The organism is Paenibacillus sp. EB106-04-04-XG159, from assembly GCF_058791835.1.
In genome coordinates this window covers 137735-158338 of sequence record NZ_JBYTDY010000004.1, presented here as the reverse complement: position 1 = coordinate 158338, position 20604 = coordinate 137735, and the positions used below count along the sequence as shown (strand labels likewise).

Here is a 20604-nt window from a genome sequence, read left to right as displayed (position 1 = left end):
AATGGCATCCTATACAATTGCTTTGGCAGGTAATCCGAATACAGGCAAGAGCACCTTGTTCAACACGCTGACTGGACTGCGTCAGCATACTGGAAACTGGGCGGGAAAGACCGTCATTCGCGCGGAAGGCATCTATACATTTGAAAATGTGGAATATAAACTAGTCGATCTTCCCGGCACGTATTCCTTGTACTCGAATTCCGCTGATGAAGAGACTGCGCGGGATTATATCATATTTGAACAACCGGACGTTACTATTGTCGTGCTTGACGCTACATCACTTGAGCGCAACCTCAATCTAGCTCTGCAGGTGCTTGAAATGACCAATCGCGTCGTCGTATGCATTAACCTGATGGATGAAGCGAAGCGTCTTGGTATCCATATTAATGTGAAAGCGATCGAACAGAAGCTTGGAGTACCAACGGTAGCGATCTCGGCGCGCAACAAGTCTGGCATTCAAGAATTGATGAAGCAGGTCCTGAAGGTTGCATCCGGCGAGATCATACCGAATCCGATTCACATCGCTTATAGCGAGGATATTGAACACAAATTGAGTGAGCTTGAGCCATCGATCAAGCAGATGCTCGGTGATCTCTTGCCCGCTCGTTGGGTGGCGCTGCGGCTGTTGGATGGAGATGAAAGTCTGCTGTCTTCACTTAAGCAATGGCTGAATCGCGAGGATCATCTACAGACGAAGGAGGTGCTGGCTTATGGACAAACGGCTTGCCACTAATGCCGCTTCACTTGACGCGTTGTTGGATCGAGCCCGCAGCATGTCAAGCGGAGACAGCGTTCGAGACAGCATCGTAAGCGATATTTATAAGACTACCAGCGAAATATGCAGTGAGGCTGTGCAGTATAAGGATAAGACTAAGCTTTCCAGCACTTATAAACTTGATCGCATATTAACGTCTAAGATATGGGGCTTTCCGATTATGCTGGCTATGCTGGCCGTTGTCTTCTGGCTTACGATTGCTGGAGCGAACGTCCCTTCTGCTATGCTTGCTGATATGTTCGCCGTTATAGAAGGCTATATTACAGCTTTCTTTCATGCCGTTCACGCTCCGGAGTGGCTGCATGGCATCTTGGTTCTAGGTCTATTTCGCGGTTCAGCTTGGGTCATCAGCGTGATGCTGCCGCCTATGGCCATCTTCTTCCCTACGTTTGCGCTGTTGGAGAACTTCGGCTACTTGCCGCGCGTTGCCTTCAATATGGACCGCATGTTCAAACGAGCTGGCGGACATGGCAAGCAGGCGCTCACGATGTCGATGGGCTTCGGCTGCAATGCCGCAGCGATCCTGTCTACTCGAATCATTGAATCGCCGCGCGAACGAATGCTGGCGATCATTACGAATAACTTTGTTCCGTGCAATGGACGCTGGCCTACGTTGATCTTGCTTGCTTCCCTCTTCTTGACAGTGAGCGCAACGAGCGGACTTCATACATTCGCTACCGCCGCTGTCGTCATGGGAATGGTGCTGTTTGGCATCGTGGTCACGCTAACGGTTTCCTGGGTCCTGTCCAAAACCGCGCTGCGCGGCGTACCGACACATTACACATTGGAGCTTCCTCCATATCGCCGTCCGCAAATATGGAAGACGATCCTGTTATCGTCTCGCGATAAGTCGTGGAACGTATTGAAGCGCGCTGTCATTGTTGCCGCTCCAGCAGGGATTATTACTTGGATACTCGGCAATACCTTCGTAGGCGGAGACAGTATCCTTAACTATATGGCAGCCTTCTTTGACCCGTTTGGTCAGCTCCTTGGCTTGGATGGCTTCATCATTATGGCTTTCCTACTTGGCCTTCCAGCCAATGAGATTGTACTGCCAATTCTGTTGATGGGCTACTTATCCTCTGGCGCTATGGTTGATGCCGATGGCATCGACAACATTAAAGAAATCTTCGTAAGCCATGGCTGGACGTGGCTGACGGCGTTAAATATGATGCTGTTCTCCCTGCTCCACTATCCTTGCGGAACGACACTGTTCAATATCTACAAGGAGACCAAGAGCAAGAAGTGGACGTTGTTATCCGCTCTTATTCCACTTGGCATCGCTATTGCAGTTACCTTTACAACCGCTCAGCTCGCGCGCTTGTTCGGCTGGGTCTAACACGATCCATTACGCAAAAGAGGCTCACCTTCAAGTAGATATCTACTACGAAGGCAGCCTCTTTTTCATGTTATCGAATCTCCGATGGACTTCGGCCCGTATATTGCTTAAATTGGCGACTGAAGAAGAAAATATCGCGATAGCCGAGCGCATCCGCGACTTCCGTAACGTTCATCCCCTCATGATGCAGCAGATGCTCCGCACGTTCAATGCGTGAACGTATAATATACGTTTGCACAGACATGCCGATCATCTCTTTGAACTTAACAGAGAAGTAACGCGGCGATAGCTGTGCGCGAGCCGCTAAATCTTCGATCCGATGCGGCTTGCCGGGATTCTGACGAATATAATTCGCAATTTCATATATCGATGCGCTAAGCTGATGGGTGGCGCTCTGTTCATCCGGCACTTCTCGATCCACGCGCAGCAGATAGATCATTAATTGCTTCAACACCAGCTGAATCTCAGTGTCGTATCCGTACGGCTTCTTTAAGTACAAACGTACAAATCTGGCCAACATATGCTCGAAGTCGACAGTCTCTAGCAATTTGCGGTAAGGCGCCGGAATATCCGTCAATGATTCTTGTACTTCAAAATGAATATACGTCAAGGTTAACGGCTTCTGAGGATTGTGAGTTGCGCTCGTATGGTCGCCTGCACGAAACAGGAAGCAGCTTCCTTTGCTTACTTCGTAAGGTACATCATTCAGAATGACTTCCCCTTCTCCACTCCACACGTAAAATAAGTCAAAATTGGGTAGAGGCTTCTCTCGCTTCTGCCACTTCCAATTCGGTTCGCACGTAATCTTCGCTATGGCTGGCTTCCATACGAACGAAGTCGGCGCTGCATGTAACACGGTGATGCCCCCTTTAAATAATCTATCTCGAAGGGTATATCCATATCCCTATCTGTATGTAGCTGATATCGTATCCCAAGCATTGCGCATTCGCAAGCAAGCTTCCCGCCAATGGGCATGCAAATGGAAACCAATATCATCAGCATACCATTTAAACAAATGACCTTCATATTCCTGCAAAACATTGCAAAATTGTTGCGCATTCGGCGAATTTCTCGATTCGCGGCATCGCATGCTGCCCGTTGACGGCTAGTACATTCATCATATAACGAATTGGCTCTTTCAAACAAACCAATTTACTTGTATGATGATGAACAACTCAATCAAGAGGGGGAACATTTATGCGCCGATCCGAATTTGAGATTCACGATCAGGAGCTCATTTCAGCCTTTTTACAGGAACAAGCCTATGGTGTACTAGGAACTCACGGTACGGATGGATATCCGCGGTTAACCCCGATTCTGTTTGCCTATTTACCAGAGGAACAGGCTGTTTATTTTCATAGTAGCCGAAAGGGAGAGAAAGTAGAATTGCTTGCTGCATGTCCGCTTGCTTCATTCAGTGTTTCTGAGATGCACGCGACGATCCCGTCTTATTTCACGGATCCTGTCTATGCTTGTCCGGCTACTACATTTTTTCGATCGGTTCATATCCGCGGGCAGATGAGCATCGTGAACGACCCTGACGAGAAGACGCGCTTCTTCACAGCGTTTATGCAGAAACTGCAGCCAGAAGGCGGGTATGAGCCCTTCGATTGGTCGCTTGAAGGCTATGCCAAGCAGGAAGCCGCAATTCTCGTATACAAGCTGAGTATCTCGGAACTAACTGCCAAGTTCAAGTTCGGTCAGAATGCAGTGAGCAGCAAGCGTGAACAGATCACGGAAGGGCTGCGGAATCGCCAGGAAGATGGAGATATGGAGACCCTTGAATGGATGGAACAGCTCTGTCCGCACCGCAAAGCACAATCCTGAACCCATTATCGTTATTTACCAGCAGTATTACACCTCAGACCCCTCCATTTCTTTCCAAATGTCGATGACTACATTTCGCCATGATGTTATAATAAGGAACAAGTTATTCAAGAATGAGACTGGAAGGATGGAAGAGATGAACCCTATCGCGCAGCAATTGAACGAAACGATTCGTCAAGAGAATGAACAGGTGTATGGCATGCTATCCCGTTTAGGGCAGCTCATATACTTTCCGAAGGAAGGTATTCTGAGCCAATCCGCAGAGGCATCAACCAAAGCCAAGAAATATAATGCCACGATCGGTATCGCTACAGAAGGCAATGTGCCTATGCATTTAAAAGTCATTCAGGACCAACTTTCCGCGTTTAATCCCAAAGACATCTATCCATATGCACCGCCGGCAGGTAAGCCTGAACTGCGCAAGCTATGGCGTGAGAAGATGATAAAAGAGAATCCCGCTCTCGAAGGCAAGCTCATCAGCAACCCGATTGTGACCAACGCGCTCACTCACGGGCTTAGTATCGTAGCTGATCTGTTCGCTGATCAAGGCGATCCCGTTATTATGCCGGATAAGAACTGGGAGAACTATGAGCTGACGTTCAATATCCGCCGCGGAGCTGAGATGGTCTACTATCCGCTCTATAACGAAGCGAACACCTTCAACAGTGAAGGGCTGCGCGAATCGCTGCTCGCCAACAAGCATAAAGGGAAAGCCATTGTCGTATTGAACTTCCCGAACAACCCGACAGGCTATACGCCGGGACGCGAGGAAGGCAAAGCGATCGTCAATGCGATTGTGGAAGCTGCGGAAGCTGGAATGAAGATCGTTGTCGTAACGGATGACGCCTATTTCGGTCTCTTCTTTGAAGATTCCATGCATGAATCCTTGTTTGGTACTCTTGCATCCATCCACCCTAACGTGTTGGCGGTGAAGGTAGACGGCGCGACGAAAGAAGAATATGTATGGGGCTTCCGCGTGGGCTTCATCACCTACGGAGCATCCTCCGCAGAGCTGCTTGCAGCGCTCGAGCAGAAGACAATGGGAATTATTCGTTCCGTCATTTCCAGCGGGCCGCACCCGTCTCAAACCTTTGTCATGCACGCACTTCAGTCTCCTGAATTCGAAGCTCAGAAGCAAGAGAAATTCTCGATTATGAAGGGCCGCGCAAATCGCGTGAAAGAGCTGCTGGACAGCGGGAAATATGATAATGTGTGGACATACTATCCATTTAATTCCGGATACTTTATGTGCTTGAAGTTGAACACCGTTGATGCGGAGACGCTTCGCAATCACCTGCTTGATCAATATGGAATCGGCACGATCGCTCTGGGGGAAACAGATCTGCGTGTTGCTTTCTCTTGTATCGAGGAAGAGCATCTGGAAGACTTGTTCAACCTGATCTATCAAGGCGTGCTCGATCTGCAGGGATAACGCTATTCTGATGTAAAATGAACACCCTATCCATAACAGAAGCCGAGCAGGATTCGGATATACTCCGATGTCCTGCTCGGCTTCTCTATATGTCGTCTGCTCTTATAGCTTGGATAATATAATCCCTGCCGTTTCTTCAATGGCTTTGTCTGTCACGTCAATAACCTGACATCCAAGCTGCTCCGCCAGCGTGTGAGCGTATTCCAGCTCTTCCTCGATACGTTCCAGCGTCGCATACATCACTTCAGCTGGAAGCCCCATCGCTTTCAGGCGCTCCGTGCGAATCTTCAGCAGATGATCAGCCTTCATCGTCAGAATGAATACACGGTTGCCAGCCACATCTTGCAGCTGCTGAGGAGGCTTCACTTCTGGAGCGAGCGGAATGTTCGCCGTCTTATAGCCCTTATGACTTAAGAATATGCTAAGCGGTGTTTTCGAGGTGCGCGACAATCCTAGCAAGACAATATCGGCTTGCATAAGCGATGTCGTATCATGACCGTCATCGCAGCGAACCGTGAATTCAATCGCTTCGATCCGCTTGAAATACTCCTCATCCAACTGATGCATCATCCCGACCTTGCGGTTTGGCGAATCATTAAACGTATCGATGAAGGCTTGCATCATCGGTCCCATAATATCCACCGCTCGAACGCCTAAGCGGATCGCTTCCTCTCTCATCATCTCGCGCAGCTCCGGCTGCACAAGCGTATAAACGACGAATCCGCCATTACGGCTGACTTCCTCCATGATGGTGCGAATCTCATCTTCGTTCTTAATATGACTCAAGCGGCGAATATTCACTTCATGGCCGTCAAATTGTCTAATAGTGGCGCGGACTACACGTTCTGCCGTTTCTCCTACCGAATCCGAGCAGATCGTGATGGTGTGCGGTGAATGCTGCTTCAAAGAATCCATTTCGACTCTCCCTCCGTCCTTTATCCTTTGGCGATTCGAAGCAGCACCTTCGTCATCGTCGTTTTCGTAATACGGCCAACTACTTCCCACTTGTCCATCTGCTGATGAGCACGGTGTGGAATAACCACTGGCAATGTTTCGATCTGATGTTCATCTAGCTTTCTCGCCGCTTCAAGCACCGTGTCCTCAGGCTGCACAGTAATCAGCGGCGTTCGAGTCATAACAAAGCTGATGGGCATGGAGGCAGCCATTGGATTGCCAAGCGTTACTTTCAACAGGTCTTTTCGTGATACGACTCCAAGCAGCATGCTGTCCTCATCGGCTACCGTTAAGCTGCCTACATTTTCAAGAAACAAAGCTACGACCGCATCATTGATTGTAGATGTCTCACGCACAATGACCGGCATCGACATGACATCCTTAACGCGCAGCTCCAATGGAAGCGGACCCTCCGATCGAGACTGCTTGCCCGGAAAATAACCAACCTTCGGTTTAGCATCCAGATATCCGAGCATGACTAATAGGGATAAGTCAGATCGAATTGTCGGCCGACTTACCCCCAGATGTTCGGCAATCTGTTCACCTGTTATCGGTGCATGATGCTGGACGAATTGAATAATGTCTAATTGACGCGATGTCAGCTGTATAACAGATCACTCCCTACAACGGATCGAGATTACACTCTAACACCAGTTTATCGAAATTAACTCCGATCACGCAAGTGCCGAGGTCTCACGTTCGACCCGATAATGGCAATATTTATATTCCTCACCGAGAACCTGCTTCGCTACCATTGTCGTCAGCTGCTGAAGATCGTCTACTTCAACCATAGAATTAGAAGGAAGTACGACGACAGGAATGCGGTATGCCCCCTGCGTACGGCAGCGCAGCCAAGCTCTGAATAAAGCTTCTAATTGCATGTCATATACGGCTGACAACAACTCTTCATCACGACTCGCTCTTTCTGAGCTCATCTGATTAGCTGAAGTATCCAACAGCTGCGGCAATGGTGTATCCAGCAGTCTGACAGCGAGCGGGGTTTTCGTCGCTTCCAGGAGCAGTTGTTCAAGATCGCTTTCCATCATCGGACGCAGCTTGCGGAGTGCGCGTTGAAGCGCCTTGTCCTCCGAAGCCATTACGATCTCCTGCACGATTGGCAGTCTGGATGACGTTACAAACATATGCTCTGTTGAAATAACGTTCATTGGTTTCATGGGGCAGCCCTCCGATAGTTCATACTTGATTCGTCATGCTTCACATCTGCAGCAAACAAATAGATACTCTTATTCCATCATATATATGACGTTCTATATGTGAACTAAGAACAAATATCTCGTGCAGATGCAGAAAAAAAGATCGTTCTTTTTCTAGCTGAATGAGAAATAGTCGTATTATTTCGGGCAAAGCCCCTCTTGCTTTCATATATTTTATATCATATTATTATTTATGATACAATATTGTAACGGCATTTATCATATTAATGTCACATTATTAGGACGCGATGGGAGGACAACATGGAGAGACAACTAACTTTGGAACTAGCCCGAATAACCGAAGCTGCTGCACTTGCGGCATCACATTGGGTAGGACGCGGAATGAAGAATGAAGCCGATGATGCAGCGACTACCGTTATGCGTCATGAATTTCAATATATTCCCGTTCAAGGAACTGTTGTTATTGGTGAAGGAGAAATGGACGAAGCGCCGATGCTATATCTCGGCGAGAAGCTTGGCTCAGGAGAAGGTCCCCCTGTTGATATTGCGGTTGACCCTGTTGAAGGAACTGAGCTTGTTGCAAACGGCTTGAACGGCGCGATGGCTGTCGTCGCAATAGCTCCTGCAGGTCAGTTGCTGCACGCTCCCGATATGTACATGCAGAAGCTCGCCGTCGGTCCCGCTCTCAAAGATATTATAGATCTTGATGATCCTCTCTCGATAACCGTGCGGAAAGCGGCTGCTCGGCTTGGCAAGCGAGTAACCGACTTAACCGTGGCCATACTGGATCGCGAACGTCATCAACAAGAGATTCAGGAGCTGCGCGAAGCCGGAGTTCGCCTTAAGCTGCTCGGTGCTGGCGATGTTGCGGCAGCTATCGCCACCGCGTTTCCCGATTCAGGCGTTGATCTGTATGTAGGGTCAGGCGGAGCGCCTGAAGGAGTTCTTGCTGCGGCCGCACTGAGATGCCTTGGCGGTGACATTCAAGGCCGACTTATGCCTAGCAACGAAATGGAGCTGCAGCGCTGCTATGCGATGGGTATGAAAGATCCTTTGTGCCGACTGACGACCGTTGATATGGTTGGGGATAAAGATGTCTTGTTTGCCGCAACCGGCATTACACCTGGAGATGTGATTCAGGGAGTCCGCATGCTGCCTGGCGGCAGAGCGGAAACCCACACCATCGTGCTGCGGGCGAAAACTGGAACTGTTCGTTTCGTACAAACATCTCATCTGCTCCCGCGCAAATCATCGTTGGCGCATCAATTAATTGATCCGCACGCGTCATAATAAACATCATGTCTGCACAACTAAACAGCCCAAGCAGAATGGATTCAGACCACTCTCGCTTGGGCTGTTCGCTGTCAGCTTCTATTCTTCATTCGACTCATTCCGATATCGCTTCCCGTTGCCTCTCATCCGGAACAAGCCAATGATCAGCACGGTCCCGAGTAGAATCAGCAGCTTGTATGCGATTGAGGTCGCTCCGACTGCAATCGGAACGAATAATATTAATGCCGTTGCGGCCTGCAGCTCTGTCCCAAGCTGCAGCGCAGCTCGGTGCTTAGAGCCTGGTGGTATCGGATATAGATGCCGCCAGACGTCGTGGCGATGAAGCTGGAACAGCGCATTGCACTGTGCCCCGATCGCGACGAGAAATAGCAGCAAGACGAGACTGTTCCATTCCGTATCTCTTGTCCACCACAGCAGGATGACTCCGATTACAGTGAGTCTGATCAGCATTCCGAGCAATTCACTTCGTATGAAGGTCTTCATCAGCAAATAGCGATAAGCATGCTCCTGTCGGAAAGCAAAGCGATCCCCCAGCTTGTTGAGCCATGGACGCGCAAACCGGCGCTCATCTGTCGCAGGCAAATCAACGAAGCCGCTCATAAACGTATGGATTCGGCTTACATGAGTTCGCTCTGCGTCAATATGCGCCTCCCACGCGAAGCTCAGCTTAGGTACGTATCGGCATGCTATGATGTATACGATTCCTGCCGCGCCTGTAATAAGGCCTGCCATTGAGGCCGATAGCCAGAGCCAAACGCCTACAGCACCAAACGCCCATAGATAGCGCGCTAGACGGAAGATCATCTGCCAGCGCTTATCCGAAATATGACGCTCGGTCCACGCGCCGTAGGCTGCGACTGCCTTCACTAGCGCAAGAAACAGCAGCGTACCGAGAAAGCTCTTGGCAGAATCAGCTGCACGATAGTAGAGCGGCCATAGCATGCACCACGCTGCTGCTAGTAGAATGAGCCGCGGGATGAAGCTTGACCTTATCGCACGCTTAAAGTAGGGTTGAAGTCTATGTTCGATGCGCAATAGGAAGGCTACATCTGCCGGAACCAGATAAGTGCGATACGTCATATAAGCTGCGAGCGGAGACAACACGATCCACGACAGCTCCAGCACTGGGAATCCTGGTGGTATGCGATCAACGAATGATGCGTATAAAGCCGTACCCGCCACGAAGCCGAACACAAGCAGTGTGCCGAGACCGCTAGAGATCACATACTTCATGTAAGGCAATATATCCATCCAAAATGCGCGCACTTTGCTCGCCCAGAGCAGCTTAGGCTGAATCCAGTCGCTGACATTCGGACGCCCACGTCGGTCTTGCTGAGACGGGCTCAATCGCGCCATGCCAAGCCCTCGCCTTCATCATCGTCATTGCCGCCGACCCACGCATAGAACAGATCCTCAAGCCTAGCCTCAGGCTGTACCTGTCCTCCGCGAGCAAGCAGCTGCTCTCGCAATTCAGCGGCAGTTCCCGCAGCCAGCACCCGCTCCTGATGCAGCAGCACGAAGCGATCACAATACCCTTCAATCGTTGACAAGATATGCGAGCTCACGAGCAGAGCAGCCCCCTCTTCTTTCAAGCGCTGCATGAACTGCAGGAGCGATCGAATACCAAGCGGGTCCAATCCGAGAAAAGGTTCATCAATTATGTATAACGGCGGTCTGACAGCAAAAGCGCTCATCAGCATAACCTTCTGCTTCATCCCTTTTGACAAATGCTGAGCGGCCTTGTCGAGATGCGGCTTCATATGAAACATGGAAGCCAGCCGCTCTAAGCGGGCATCCATCTCTTCTCTCGGCACACCGTATGCTGTAGCGGACCAGATCATATGTTCACGCACGGTTAAGGCTTCATAAAGGAGCGGCGACTCAGGTACATATGCCATAGCAGCTCTATAGCTCTCAGGGTCTTGCGCCAATGTCGATCCCTTTATGTTAACCTTGCCTCCCTGCGGCTCCATTAAGCCTAGAATATGCTTCATGGTCGTGCTCTTTCCTGCACCATTCAAGCCAATCAGACCAACCATTTCACCCGGATTAACGGTAAACGAGACGTCATGCAGCACGGGTCGACCGATACTGTAGCCGCCGGTTAAATGTTCTACTTCCAGCAATGGCTTCATAGCCTTTCACCTCTCTTATCTACTCTTGATTATAACGAATTCAGCATCAAGATGCGAATAAGTACAAGAAAGAAGACCTCTCTCAAAGAGAAAGGCCTTCATAGCTTGTACTCATTATCCTGAAGGTGTTACGGTCACAGAACCGCCGCCTTCACCAGCAGTTCCTGCATTCTCAGCCTGCTTTGCACCAGCCTTCTTCGCTTCCTCAAGCTTTACTTGAAGATCCTGTTGCAGCGCTGGCAGCACCTCGTCAGCAGATTTTCCTGCTATCATATCATCGATTGCTTTCACGACACTCGTATTCATGGTTTGGAAGAATTCATATGAGATTTTCTGCTCAGCAAACACCGTATACATATCTGTTGTATTGAGCTTCGGTCTCAACATCGTTGCGGCCTCAGCACTTCTTCCAGATATTTCTTTAGTATAGGTTATTCGTGTCGGCAATTCACCGCTTGTAATCTTAGCTGATGCTTTGGCCATTTTAGGACCGTTAACAAATTTGATCAGTTCCCACGCAGTCCGTTTGTTAGTCGCTTCCGCATTAATAGCAAACACCTGATGAGAGCTTACATATACTGATTCGTTCGGTGAGTTCGGATCTACAGGCATCGTTACCATCTGCCAATCAAATGCTTTCATCTCCGGGTTCCAGCGAGACATGTTTTCCAGCTGCTGCGCCATCCACAAACTCTCCATAGACATAGCCGCTTTGCCGTTCATAAATGCGGAATCGTTAGATGAATAGCTGTACTCACCGTTCTGGTCACGCTTCACAACTTGAATGGCATTATTATTAACCGCATTGACAACCGTGTTGAACATTTCACGCCAAGCTGGTGAATCAATCAGCACTTTTTCACCACGCGCATCTACCAGTTGTAAATTAGAGGCTCTTGCCATCTCCAATAGGATATCAGCTGAAGTTCGGTATTGATTAGCAAGTCCGTATATTTGATCTTCGCCAGATCCTATCTTGCCGAATCGAGCGCCGAGCTCCATTACCTCTTTCCAGCTCATCTGATTGCGCGGCACCTCAACGCCGTGCTCTTTGAACAGGTCGGCATTATAGAACATGACCTGCGTATAATATTTAGGTGCTAGACCATAAAGTCCGCCATTCCCCTGTTCTCGGATCAGATCGATCAGGCCTGGCAAGATATCATCCAGATTATACTTTTCTTGTTGAACAATAGGGTCTAAATCATACAGCTTGCCTGCATCAACTAGCTTCTTCATGTTTTGAAGATCCGTCATGATCACATCCGGCTTCTCTTTATCGATGAGGTCAAGCAATTTCTTTTGTGGATCAGCAGGTTCCTTCTCATTTTGACTGTTTTCATACATAGAGTTCATGCTGACAACTTCAATTTCGATATTCGGATGTTCTATTGTAAAGTAGGATCCGTAATCTCGATAGAATTGTTCTTCATCCCAATACATAACCCGCAGCTTGCCTGAGCCATCTTCCGCCAATTCCTCTATAACCGGCTTCTCTTTCATACATCCACTCAGCATTACTATAACTAGGCAAATCGTCAACAATCTGTACCATTTGTGCTTATGCAAAACTTACTTCCCCCTCTCTCATTCTTCAACATTTTCTTCATTTTCCAATGATAGAGTATATAGGGAAGTTTTTCAATTATCAACCACACAACTGTAACTTAATACATACGATTGTTACTTAATCACCTTGTTCGCCTTGATCCAGCGCCGCTGCATCATCGTCAACAGCTGCTCCAAATAAACATTGACGGCAGACTGAGGAATGTTGATAGAAGCTCGTACCAGATTGAGGTTCGCTTGAATCATAGGGCGCTTCCAAGCCGCCTGTGTCGTGATGTAATGTTCTGGATTCCGCAGCCGAACTCCCAAGTATCGCTGTCCCATATAGTCATACAAGAACAATTCTTCTACTTCCGTCCAGCGGATAAATGTCTTGCTGCCTAACGTAGTTGTTTGATCTTGAAAGCCCTCAGCATTCACAATGATAGCCGGCTTCGGCTTCACTAACCGAAAGAGCGCGTATATCATCGCTATTCCGAAAGTGACAGCCGTAACAGTACCTACTATGTTCCAAACGGTGTTGCCTTCTTGAAAGGTCACCAGCCACACAGAAGCTAAGACGAGCAGCAGCGAACCGATAAAGACGAGCACCATCTTCTTGCTGCTCGCCATTACCAGAACCTGCTCATCTACTTGAGCTTGAGCTTTACGCTTTTTCGGCCACATTGAAACATTCCTCCCGTTTCCATGGACGATCATCACTAACATTTCCCATGATCTATTGCTTTTATGAACGTTTCATGCCGTCGCTCTGCTTTGACTTCAACCATTTAGGCGCACCTTTATTCTTGCGTTCACGGTGGCGTTCTGCCGATTTGTCACGAGCAGGAGTTGGAGCTGCTTGAGGACGCATACGCTGCTTAGCTGTATTCTTGTCCTCAGGCTTAACAAGCTTGCCGCCTGAATAAACTTTTTCCGCAATCGAAATATTCAGGGCACGTTCAAATTTTCGCATAATAAAGCGTTCTCGTTCTGTAATCAGGTTGACTGATACTCCCTTGCGCCCCATTCGTCCTGTGCGGCCCGCACGATGCACGTAGTGCTCGGCGTCAATCGCCGGCTGCAAACTGAATACGTATGGAAGCTCAGGAATATCCAAGCCGCGTGCAGCTACATCCGTCGCCAGCAGCAGTTGGAACTCGCCGTCGCGGAAACGGCGCAGCACATTGACGCGCTCCTGCTTGGGGGCATCCCCATACAGCGAGCCGACAGATAAATGGGCATATTTCAACTTTGCTTCCCATTCGCCAATCTGCTGCGAATCATTCACGAATACGATAGCGCTTTTAGGTTCCCATAGTCGAACCAAGCGTCTCAGCATATCAATCTTCTCGCGTTCCTCTACGACAAACATAAGATGTTCAATCGTATCTGCTACGCGCTTATCCGGCTCAATGCCGATCTGGACGGGCTCATTCATCCATTTCGCCGCGAGGGCATTAACTTCCTGCGGCAATGTTGCAGAAAAGAACAACAATTGACGGCTGCGCTGGGCGCGATTCAAGATTGTTTCGGTATCTCGCGCACCGCTCTTCTGAAGCACGTGGTCTACCTCATCGATGACGATCGTGCGCACCTCGTGCATCTTCAGCTTCTTCATCTCGATAATCTCACGTATGCGTCCAGGAGTCCCGACGATTAGCTGAGGACGCTGCTTCAGCTTGTCGAGCTGACGGTTAAGCGCGGCTCCGCCGATAAGCGACGCCGTTACAAGACCGAGCTCAGTGCCGAGCGCTTCCGCCTCTCGAACAATCTGCATCGCAAGCTCTTGCGTCGGCGCGACAATAACCACTTGCGGCGTGCGCTGATCCCAATCCATGCGCGATAATACGGGCATCAAGTAAGCAAAGGTCTTGCCTGTCCCTGTTTGAGATTGCGCGATGACATCGCTGCCATTCAACGCTGCTGGTATCGCCTCCATCTGTACAGGTGAAGGTTTATCTATTCCTCGGGCTTGCAGCTTTTCAGCCAAACCCGGAGCTAAATTATAATCCGTAAATGAAACGGTCATATTTCATCGTTCCTCTCATTAGAAGTCTTCATTTTATTATATCGAAATTGCTGCTGCCGCACCAACTTTTCACGAAGTGAGGTGCACATAGCGGGTTTCGCACGCTGTAACGGGAAAAAACTGTTAGATCGCGCAAGCCTTACCATCCTTGCATGGCCTCGACTCTGTAACACGGTTTTTCCCCGTTATCTCACCTAACTTGCAAGTTTCGCACGCTGTAACGGGGAAAAAACCTCTTAGATCGCATGATCAGTCGAAATATAACTGTTATGCGATTTCTGTGGAATTTTTATGTACAACGAAATTTGTTGTACATCGTATTCTGAGAACATTTCATATATAGAAGTAAATGATTTGTAGAACATAACCATTCCATCTCTATATATGAAATAGGGCCTGGCGGGCTAAAACGTCGATTTTCTACGTCTCAGCTCGCCACAAATGAGGGTGCCGAAAGCACCAGCACCCATCAAATATGAAAAAAGGGGCTTTTCCGCCTGGTACAGAAAACCTAGGCGAAACAGCCCCTTCATTTATTTCTTATTCAGCATTCGTTCCGCAGCGCGGCTCGTCAACCGAGGAAACAGCTGCATCAGCTTCGTGCCCGCCGATGCCATCCAAGGCAGGTTCACTTCCGGCTTGCGCGTCTCCATCACACGAATGACATGTCGAGCAACCTTCTCCGGCGGCATGATGAACTTTCCGAGGTTGCTCTTATAGCTTCCAGACGGGTCTGCCGTATCGAAGAACGGTGTATCAATCGGTCCAGGATTGACCGCAGACACAGCTACACTGCTTCCGCTCAGCTCCATGCGCAGTGAATTCGTATATCCCAACACCGCGTGCTTGGAAGCGGCGTAAGCGGTAGACTTAGCCGAACCAACCTTGCCTGCAATTGAAGCAATGTTCACAATGTGGCCGCTGCGGCGAGCAAGCATCGATGGCAATACTGCCTTCGTGCAGCGCACAACCCCCATATAATTGACATCCATCATCGCTTCATACTGCTCCAGCCCTAGATCAAGCTCACGCTCAAAAAGTCCAAAGCCTGCGTTATTGACTAATATATCTACTCGTCCGTGCTTCTCCAGAATATATTGAAACTGTCGTGACACCTGCCTAGCATCCCTCACGTCCATCTGAATACATTCATGAGGGGCCGAGATCATGCTTGACACTTGCTTAAGCTTATCCAGCGATCTCGCCGCCAGAATCGGATATGCGCCCTTATCGGCTGCATACTGCGCGATCAATGCACCGATTCCACTGGAAGCTCCCGTCACTATGATGACAGCCCCATTCCAATTCATCATTAACATTCGACTCGCTTTCGATTATTTACCCACGTATTAAAATATCAAAGCGACCGATATCTTTCAATAACAGCGGAACAGCCATCGCATTTACGCTGCTAGGCGACAGCGTATCATTGATGATTAACTGCGGAGTCGTAATATCTACCATGATGCCTTGATTGGATAGCATGGTGGACGCATTTCCACTTATCATATTGCCAAGCTCCGATATTGCGCTCTCACCCATCATATCCAAAGATTCCAATGGATATCCGCCCATCATAGCTGAAGCCATTCGTATTGCCACAGACTTATTAAGCCCAAATGCGACATGGCCATCCAGATGTCCACTTAGACCTATCTGAATGCTAAGATCATGTGCCCCGTTCCAAGCTACCATCTCAAGCTCCCCTCGCTCCGGTCGAACCTGCATCACCTGTTCAATGACATTGCAGGCCGATTGAAGAAAAGGTTGAATCCATTCGGCTTTCATTATGAGACTTTCGCCCCTTTCCGACAATAAACAACATGAATCAAGTGTCCTAAGCAACAAACTATATGCAGACTATTATACTGAATAAATACTACAAAACTCCACACGTTTTTTCATGAATCGAAAAAAATTCTAAAAATATTCATTATTTATCTTCGTTCTGAATCCATTCTGAACCCGCTAAATACGACATAAAACGACGTTTTTTGAAGGGACCAGATGAGCTTTTGAGTGTAGAAAAGATTAGTTATTTCTAGTATGAACACCGTTATTAATCTAAAGAATCTGATACAGTAGGATATGGAGGGTGTAAATTTGAAGGTATCGTTGAAATTGACGAGACCTATTTCCTATGGAGAGAAGGCATTAAGGTTCATGAAGAAAATTATAGTTGTTGGGGCATCTGGAGTCCTTGGCAAATTAGTTTGTATCGAGTTACTGCGAATATTTGATCATCAAATAAAATTAATCGTAACAGACTATAAAACCGATAGAGGGCAACAGTTAGCACGTTCGTTTGATCAAGAAGTTGATTATCAATATTTAGATGTAAATGATGAAGAAAGTATAAAGCACGCAGTTAAGGATATGGACATTGTGGTAGTTGTGTTAAAACAGGAGTTCCCACATATTCAGAAGACTTGTATAGATCAGAAGATATTATGTATAGATGTCACACCGTTTTATGATTTTGTAGAGAAAGTTAACCTCTTAAATCAAAGTGCAGAAGATAATGAGGCAGGTTCTATTGTAATGTCGGGATATTTTCCTGGATTATCAGGTTTGATGGTGAAAAAAGCTATTTCTAATTTTCAAGAAGTAACAGAGGTAAACGTTGGGCTATTACAAAATACGAATGCTAGTGTAGGAGTATCTGGAATCTTAGATATGTTAACATTAATTTCTCAACAAGTGACATTTGGAAGCGAAGTTATAGCTGGATTTACTAAAAAAAGAAAGCTGCATTTTCTTAATCATCTTGAAGATAAAGAAGTCAGACTTATAGACCATCCAGAGAAAATCTTATTAAACGATAAACTAATAACTAATCCTATTAACTACTGGACTGCTTGGAATGTTAATCCTTTCAATAAACAGATATCCTTGCTAAGACGAATTGGATTTTTTAATATTATACATAAATTTAACAATCAATTTCTAGCTAAAGTCGTCAAACACAATCCTGATAAACAGGAAGATACCCTTCTTACGGTTGAGGTAAAAGGAATAATGGATAACAAGGAGAAGATAAAAATAATATCTTTATCCACTTTTTCTGATTATCATACAACAGCAATGGTTACGGCTTCAATAGCTAAGATTGCTCAACAAAAACATGTGAAAGGTGTAGTTTGCCCTTTTGAAATAACGAATTTAGATGAAGTGCTATCCGAAATAAACTGTCCCCACATAGTAATCGAAGAAGTGGAGAAGTAAACCATTTTACATTTAATAGAGCAAAATTCAAAAAAAGAGTGTCCCAGAAGCCGAAAACGACCTTGGAACACTCTTTATCTTTTATTCAATGACAATTATAGCAAGTTAGCCTTCATCGCCTTGTAAACCAATTGGGAGAAGAGACTGTTCGACCATGCGAACCATGGACGTGTGAACACGTTAGGATCATCCGCCAAGAAGCCTTCATGCATGAAGCCTGTATCAGCATCTGTGGATTCCAGCACTTGGATCATCTCACGAACTTCTTCATCCGTAGTAGCAGTCAAGCCCTGCATCGAAAGTGCCATATGCCATACGTAGCCGTCCGGTGTATGTGGGCTTCCCATACCTTTAGCGGCTTTTCCTTCAAAGTAGTAAGGGTTCTCCTTGCTGAGAATGAAGCGGCGCGTATTCAGATAGATCGGATCATCAGCAGTTGTATACCCGATATAAGGAATGGACATCAAGCTTGGCGTACCCGCATCATCCAACAGCACATGATTGCCATATCCATCTGTTTCAAATGCATACATCTTGCCGTAAACCGGATGGTTCACGATACCGTACAATTGAATACCGTGGTCAATCTCTTTCTCCAGTTTCTTCATCTCTGCTACGAACAGCTCATCGCGGAAGCCGTAACGCGCGATCTCCTGCATCTGACGCAAGCTCACAACCGCGAACATGTTCGACGGAATATTATAATGGAAATCGCATGCATCATCGCTTGGGCGGAAGCCGGACCATGTCATTCCTGTGTAGTTTACAGGCATGCCCATTCCGTCATTGCGGAGCGTATCGATGTCCGGACAGTTCACACGGTGGAAACGGTACGGCGATTTCTCAAAGTGGTGCTGTTCTGTCTTCCATACATCTACGATCTTGCGCATTGCCGACTTGAAGTTGGAATCGAAGATGTCTGTATTCCCCGTTTCTTTCCAGTACGTATAGGCGAGGCGGATCGAGAAGCACATGGAATCCAGCTCGTATTTGCGCTCCCATACCCATGGAGACATGTCAGTCTGATCGTTTGCATCCCAGTGCCAGTCGTTCGCTGACTCGTTAAATGCATTCGCATATGGATCCAGATTAATGTAGAACATATGGCGCTTTACCAGACCGCCGATAATACGCTGCAGATCTTTATCATGCTTCGCAAATGGTACATAGTGAATAACCTGCTCAACGGAATCGCGCAGCCACATCGCTGGAATGTCGCCGGTTAGAACGAACGTCGTTCCATCTTCAAGCAGCTTGGTCGTTGTTTCCAACGTATTAGGAAAGCAGTTTTTGAATTGGTTCAAGAGCTTCGGACGGTGAGCAAGCGCAGCTTCTGCTTCTGCAAGAACTTGCTTTACCGCTTCCGGCATCTCAAATGCCGGCACATCAATCTTAGGCAGTCGGAATTGTTCCATGAAATGTATTCTCCTCTTCTTTCTTGTCATTGGTGTTGTGATGTCGAAATAACGCCACGTGTACGGACAAGATCGGATAAGATCGTTCCAGCCCCCATTCTGCTGATCGCATCCTAGAGAGCTGTCCGCATTCATAGTCCCTTCGCCCAGAGACTGACGGATTACCTTAATCGCAAACATAGTGATACCGCTATCAAAACCTGTGGCACCTCCTAGTTTACAAGGAAACGACTGCTGTTACTAGACTTATTATATGGAAAAATAAACCTCGTACACTAGCATATTCAAAGCAGGCTCACGGACAATTTGAGATCTTGCTGTTGACAACTATGCCAATTCACTCCATCTTTATCTTGAGGCAACAATTCGAAGTAAGTATATCACCCTCACTAGGAGGTCTTACGATGCCAAACATATGGACTCATCTCCTATTCGGCGATGAAGCTATGAACGCTGCCGGCATGTCGAGTTGGATCGAAGAGCGGGAGCTCCGCAATCTGTTCTATCTGGGCTGTCAAGGACCTGACTTTTTGTTCTATCATAACTTTCTGCCGTGGAAAAAGGATAAGACGATGAATCGAATCGGCAGTGCGATGCACACCGAAGCTTGCGGACCTGTGCTGATGGACTTCATAATGCACGCTGACACTAACAATCGAGAATATGCTGTATATATGCTTGGCTTCGTGATGCATAATGTGTTGGATCGCAATATGCATCCCTACGTATTTCTTCGCTCGGGTAATCGCAAGTGGGATCATCAACGCTTCGAGGTGCTGATGGATACTCATGTCGTTAAGCGCAAGCTGGGGCTTGAAACGTGGAATACCCCGGTATGGAAGCAAATTGATACAGGCGGAACCTTTCCCGAGCCCGTTATAAATGCCTTTGAGCGCGTTATACAGCGATACTTCCCTTCATTTCACGGGCAAGTGCCGCGCTCGGCATGGAACAGAGCCAATCGCGACATGATCAGCGCGCAGAAGCTGTTCCATGATCCACATGGATGGAAACGAGTCGTTACGCTTGGCCAGATGGAGGCGCTCGTCTATAAGCGGCGAATAGCGCCGTATGACGTTATGAATGAAGCGCGCAGGCCATGGCTGGACCCGACCGGTACAGGTGAAACGTACACGACGAGTGTCTGGGACATGTGGGATAAGGCGGCGGATGAGGCGCAGCGCGTGCTTAGCGCCGTGCAGCAGTATTGGCAGGTCAGCGGCTCCAATGGTTCCGGTGGCTCAGTAGCCACAAACGGTGCCGATACGTCCCCTGCTGTGCAGGAAGCTCACGCCGCTATGGCGGCTGCAATCGGCAACTGCTCGTATGAGACCGGTCTGCCGCTCACCCATGATCGTCCGATCATCCTCGAAGATGTGATCTGGACGAAATAAAATAAAGAGCCGCAAGGTCTGCAGCGCATGATTCCATGCATCTGCAGCGCCTTGCGGCTC

19 protein-coding genes are annotated in these 20604 nt (G+C 47.9%); 7 read left to right on the top strand and 12 right to left on the bottom strand.

What is annotated here, in order from left to right:
- The first annotated feature begins 1 nt into the window (after position 1).
- Positions 2-733, top strand: coding sequence for a FeoB small GTPase domain-containing protein (locus tag AC3WTP_RS06680; RefSeq protein ID WP_492393809.1), 732 nt, complete (start codon positions 2-4; stop codon positions 731-733).
- On the top strand, positions 711-2114 hold the full coding sequence (locus AC3WTP_RS06675) for a nucleoside recognition domain-containing protein (protein WP_492393808.1): 1404 nt from the start codon (positions 711-713) through the stop codon (positions 2112-2114). The genes AC3WTP_RS06680 and AC3WTP_RS06675 overlap by 23 nt, the downstream gene beginning before the upstream one ends.
- Positions 2115-2184: 70 nt before the next feature.
- On the opposite strand, the gene AC3WTP_RS06670 is transcribed toward AC3WTP_RS06675, so the two are convergent.
- Positions 2185-2970: a helix-turn-helix domain-containing protein gene (locus AC3WTP_RS06670; RefSeq protein WP_492393807.1), complete on the bottom strand. Its 786-nt coding sequence runs from the start codon at positions 2968-2970 to the stop codon at positions 2185-2187.
- 341 nt (positions 2971-3311) lie between these two features.
- On the opposite strand from AC3WTP_RS06670, the gene AC3WTP_RS06665 reads away from it, so the two are divergent.
- Both AC3WTP_RS06665 and AC3WTP_RS06660 read left to right on the top strand, forming a co-directional pair.
- On the top strand, positions 3312-3941 hold the full coding sequence (locus AC3WTP_RS06665; protein WP_492393806.1) for a pyridoxamine 5'-phosphate oxidase family protein: 630 nt from the start codon (positions 3312-3314) through the stop codon (positions 3939-3941).
- Positions 3942-4077: 136 nt separating this feature from the next.
- Positions 4078-5373, top strand: coding sequence for an aminotransferase class I/II-fold pyridoxal phosphate-dependent enzyme (locus AC3WTP_RS06660; protein WP_492393970.1), 1296 nt, complete (start codon positions 4078-4080; stop codon positions 5371-5373).
- A gap of 102 nt (positions 5374-5475) precedes the next feature.
- Here AC3WTP_RS06660 and AC3WTP_RS06655 read toward each other — a convergent pair whose 3' ends face one another.
- From AC3WTP_RS06655 to AC3WTP_RS06645, 3 genes are all read right to left on the bottom strand, one after another.
- Entirely contained in the window at positions 5476-6288 is an 813-nt protein-coding gene (locus AC3WTP_RS06655) for a pyruvate, water dikinase regulatory protein (protein WP_492393805.1), read from the bottom strand.
- 20 nt (positions 6289-6308) lie between these two features.
- Complete coding sequence (locus tag AC3WTP_RS06650) at positions 6309-6935, bottom strand: helix-turn-helix transcriptional regulator (protein ID WP_492393969.1); 627 nt, start codon at positions 6933-6935, stop codon at positions 6309-6311.
- A 66-nt stretch (positions 6936-7001) separates the two neighbouring features.
- Positions 7002-7502 carry a putative PII-like signaling protein gene (locus AC3WTP_RS06645; protein WP_492393804.1) on the bottom strand — a complete coding sequence of 167 codons (501 nt, stop codon included), beginning with the start codon at positions 7500-7502 and terminating at the stop codon, positions 7002-7004.
- A 300-nt stretch (positions 7503-7802) separates the two neighbouring features.
- On the opposite strand from AC3WTP_RS06645, the gene glpX reads away from it, so the two are divergent.
- Positions 7803-8792: a class II fructose-bisphosphatase gene (glpX, locus tag AC3WTP_RS06640; protein WP_492393803.1), complete on the top strand. Its 990-nt coding sequence runs from the start codon at positions 7803-7805 to the stop codon at positions 8790-8792.
- Between the two features lie 81 nt (positions 8793-8873).
- Here glpX and AC3WTP_RS06635 read toward each other — a convergent pair whose 3' ends face one another.
- The 7 genes from AC3WTP_RS06635 to AC3WTP_RS06605 form a co-directional block, all read right to left on the bottom strand.
- Positions 8874-10151: an ABC transporter permease gene (locus tag AC3WTP_RS06635; protein WP_492393802.1), complete on the bottom strand. Its 1278-nt coding sequence runs from the start codon at positions 10149-10151 to the stop codon at positions 8874-8876.
- Positions 10139-10930: an ABC transporter ATP-binding protein gene (locus AC3WTP_RS06630; RefSeq protein WP_492393801.1), complete on the bottom strand. Its 792-nt coding sequence runs from the start codon at positions 10928-10930 to the stop codon at positions 10139-10141. The genes AC3WTP_RS06635 and AC3WTP_RS06630 overlap by 13 nt, the downstream gene beginning before the upstream one ends.
- A gap of 114 nt (positions 10931-11044) precedes the next feature.
- Complete coding sequence (locus tag AC3WTP_RS06625) at positions 11045-12499, bottom strand: ABC transporter substrate-binding protein (RefSeq protein ID WP_492393800.1); 1455 nt, start codon at positions 12497-12499, stop codon at positions 11045-11047.
- Between the two features lie 114 nt (positions 12500-12613).
- On the bottom strand, positions 12614-13165 hold the full coding sequence (locus AC3WTP_RS06620; RefSeq protein ID WP_492393799.1) for an STM3941 family protein: 552 nt from the start codon (positions 13163-13165) through the stop codon (positions 12614-12616).
- 61 nt (positions 13166-13226) lie between these two features.
- Positions 13227-14510 (bottom strand): DEAD/DEAH box helicase, encoded by a 1284-nt coding sequence (locus AC3WTP_RS06615; RefSeq protein WP_492393798.1) that lies wholly within the window; start codon positions 14508-14510, stop codon positions 13227-13229.
- A gap of 533 nt (positions 14511-15043) precedes the next feature.
- The gene (locus tag AC3WTP_RS06610) at positions 15044-15820 is read right to left on the bottom strand and encodes an SDR family NAD(P)-dependent oxidoreductase (protein WP_492393968.1); all 777 of its coding nucleotides are present in this window, start codon (positions 15818-15820) and stop codon (positions 15044-15046) included.
- Positions 15821-15848: 28 nt separating this feature from the next.
- A complete protein-coding gene (locus AC3WTP_RS06605; protein WP_492393797.1) occupies positions 15849-16298 on the bottom strand; it encodes a chemotaxis protein CheX in 450 nt (149 codons plus the stop codon).
- 375 nt (positions 16299-16673) lie between these two features.
- Here AC3WTP_RS06605 and AC3WTP_RS06600 point away from each other — a divergent pair, with 375 nt between their 5' ends.
- On the top strand, positions 16674-17735 hold the full coding sequence (locus AC3WTP_RS06600; protein ID WP_492393796.1) for a saccharopine dehydrogenase NADP-binding domain-containing protein: 1062 nt from the start codon (positions 16674-16676) through the stop codon (positions 17733-17735).
- A gap of 95 nt (positions 17736-17830) precedes the next feature.
- Here AC3WTP_RS06600 and AC3WTP_RS06595 read toward each other — a convergent pair whose 3' ends face one another.
- A complete protein-coding gene (locus AC3WTP_RS06595; RefSeq protein WP_492393795.1) occupies positions 17831-19150 on the bottom strand; it encodes a glycoside hydrolase family 125 protein in 1320 nt (439 codons plus the stop codon).
- Between the two features lie 404 nt (positions 19151-19554).
- Here AC3WTP_RS06595 and AC3WTP_RS06590 point away from each other — a divergent pair, with 404 nt between their 5' ends.
- Positions 19555-20544, top strand: a complete 990-nt coding sequence (locus AC3WTP_RS06590) for a zinc dependent phospholipase C family protein (protein WP_492393794.1) — start codon at positions 19555-19557, stop codon at positions 20542-20544.
- Positions 20545-20604: the final 60 nt, after the last annotated feature.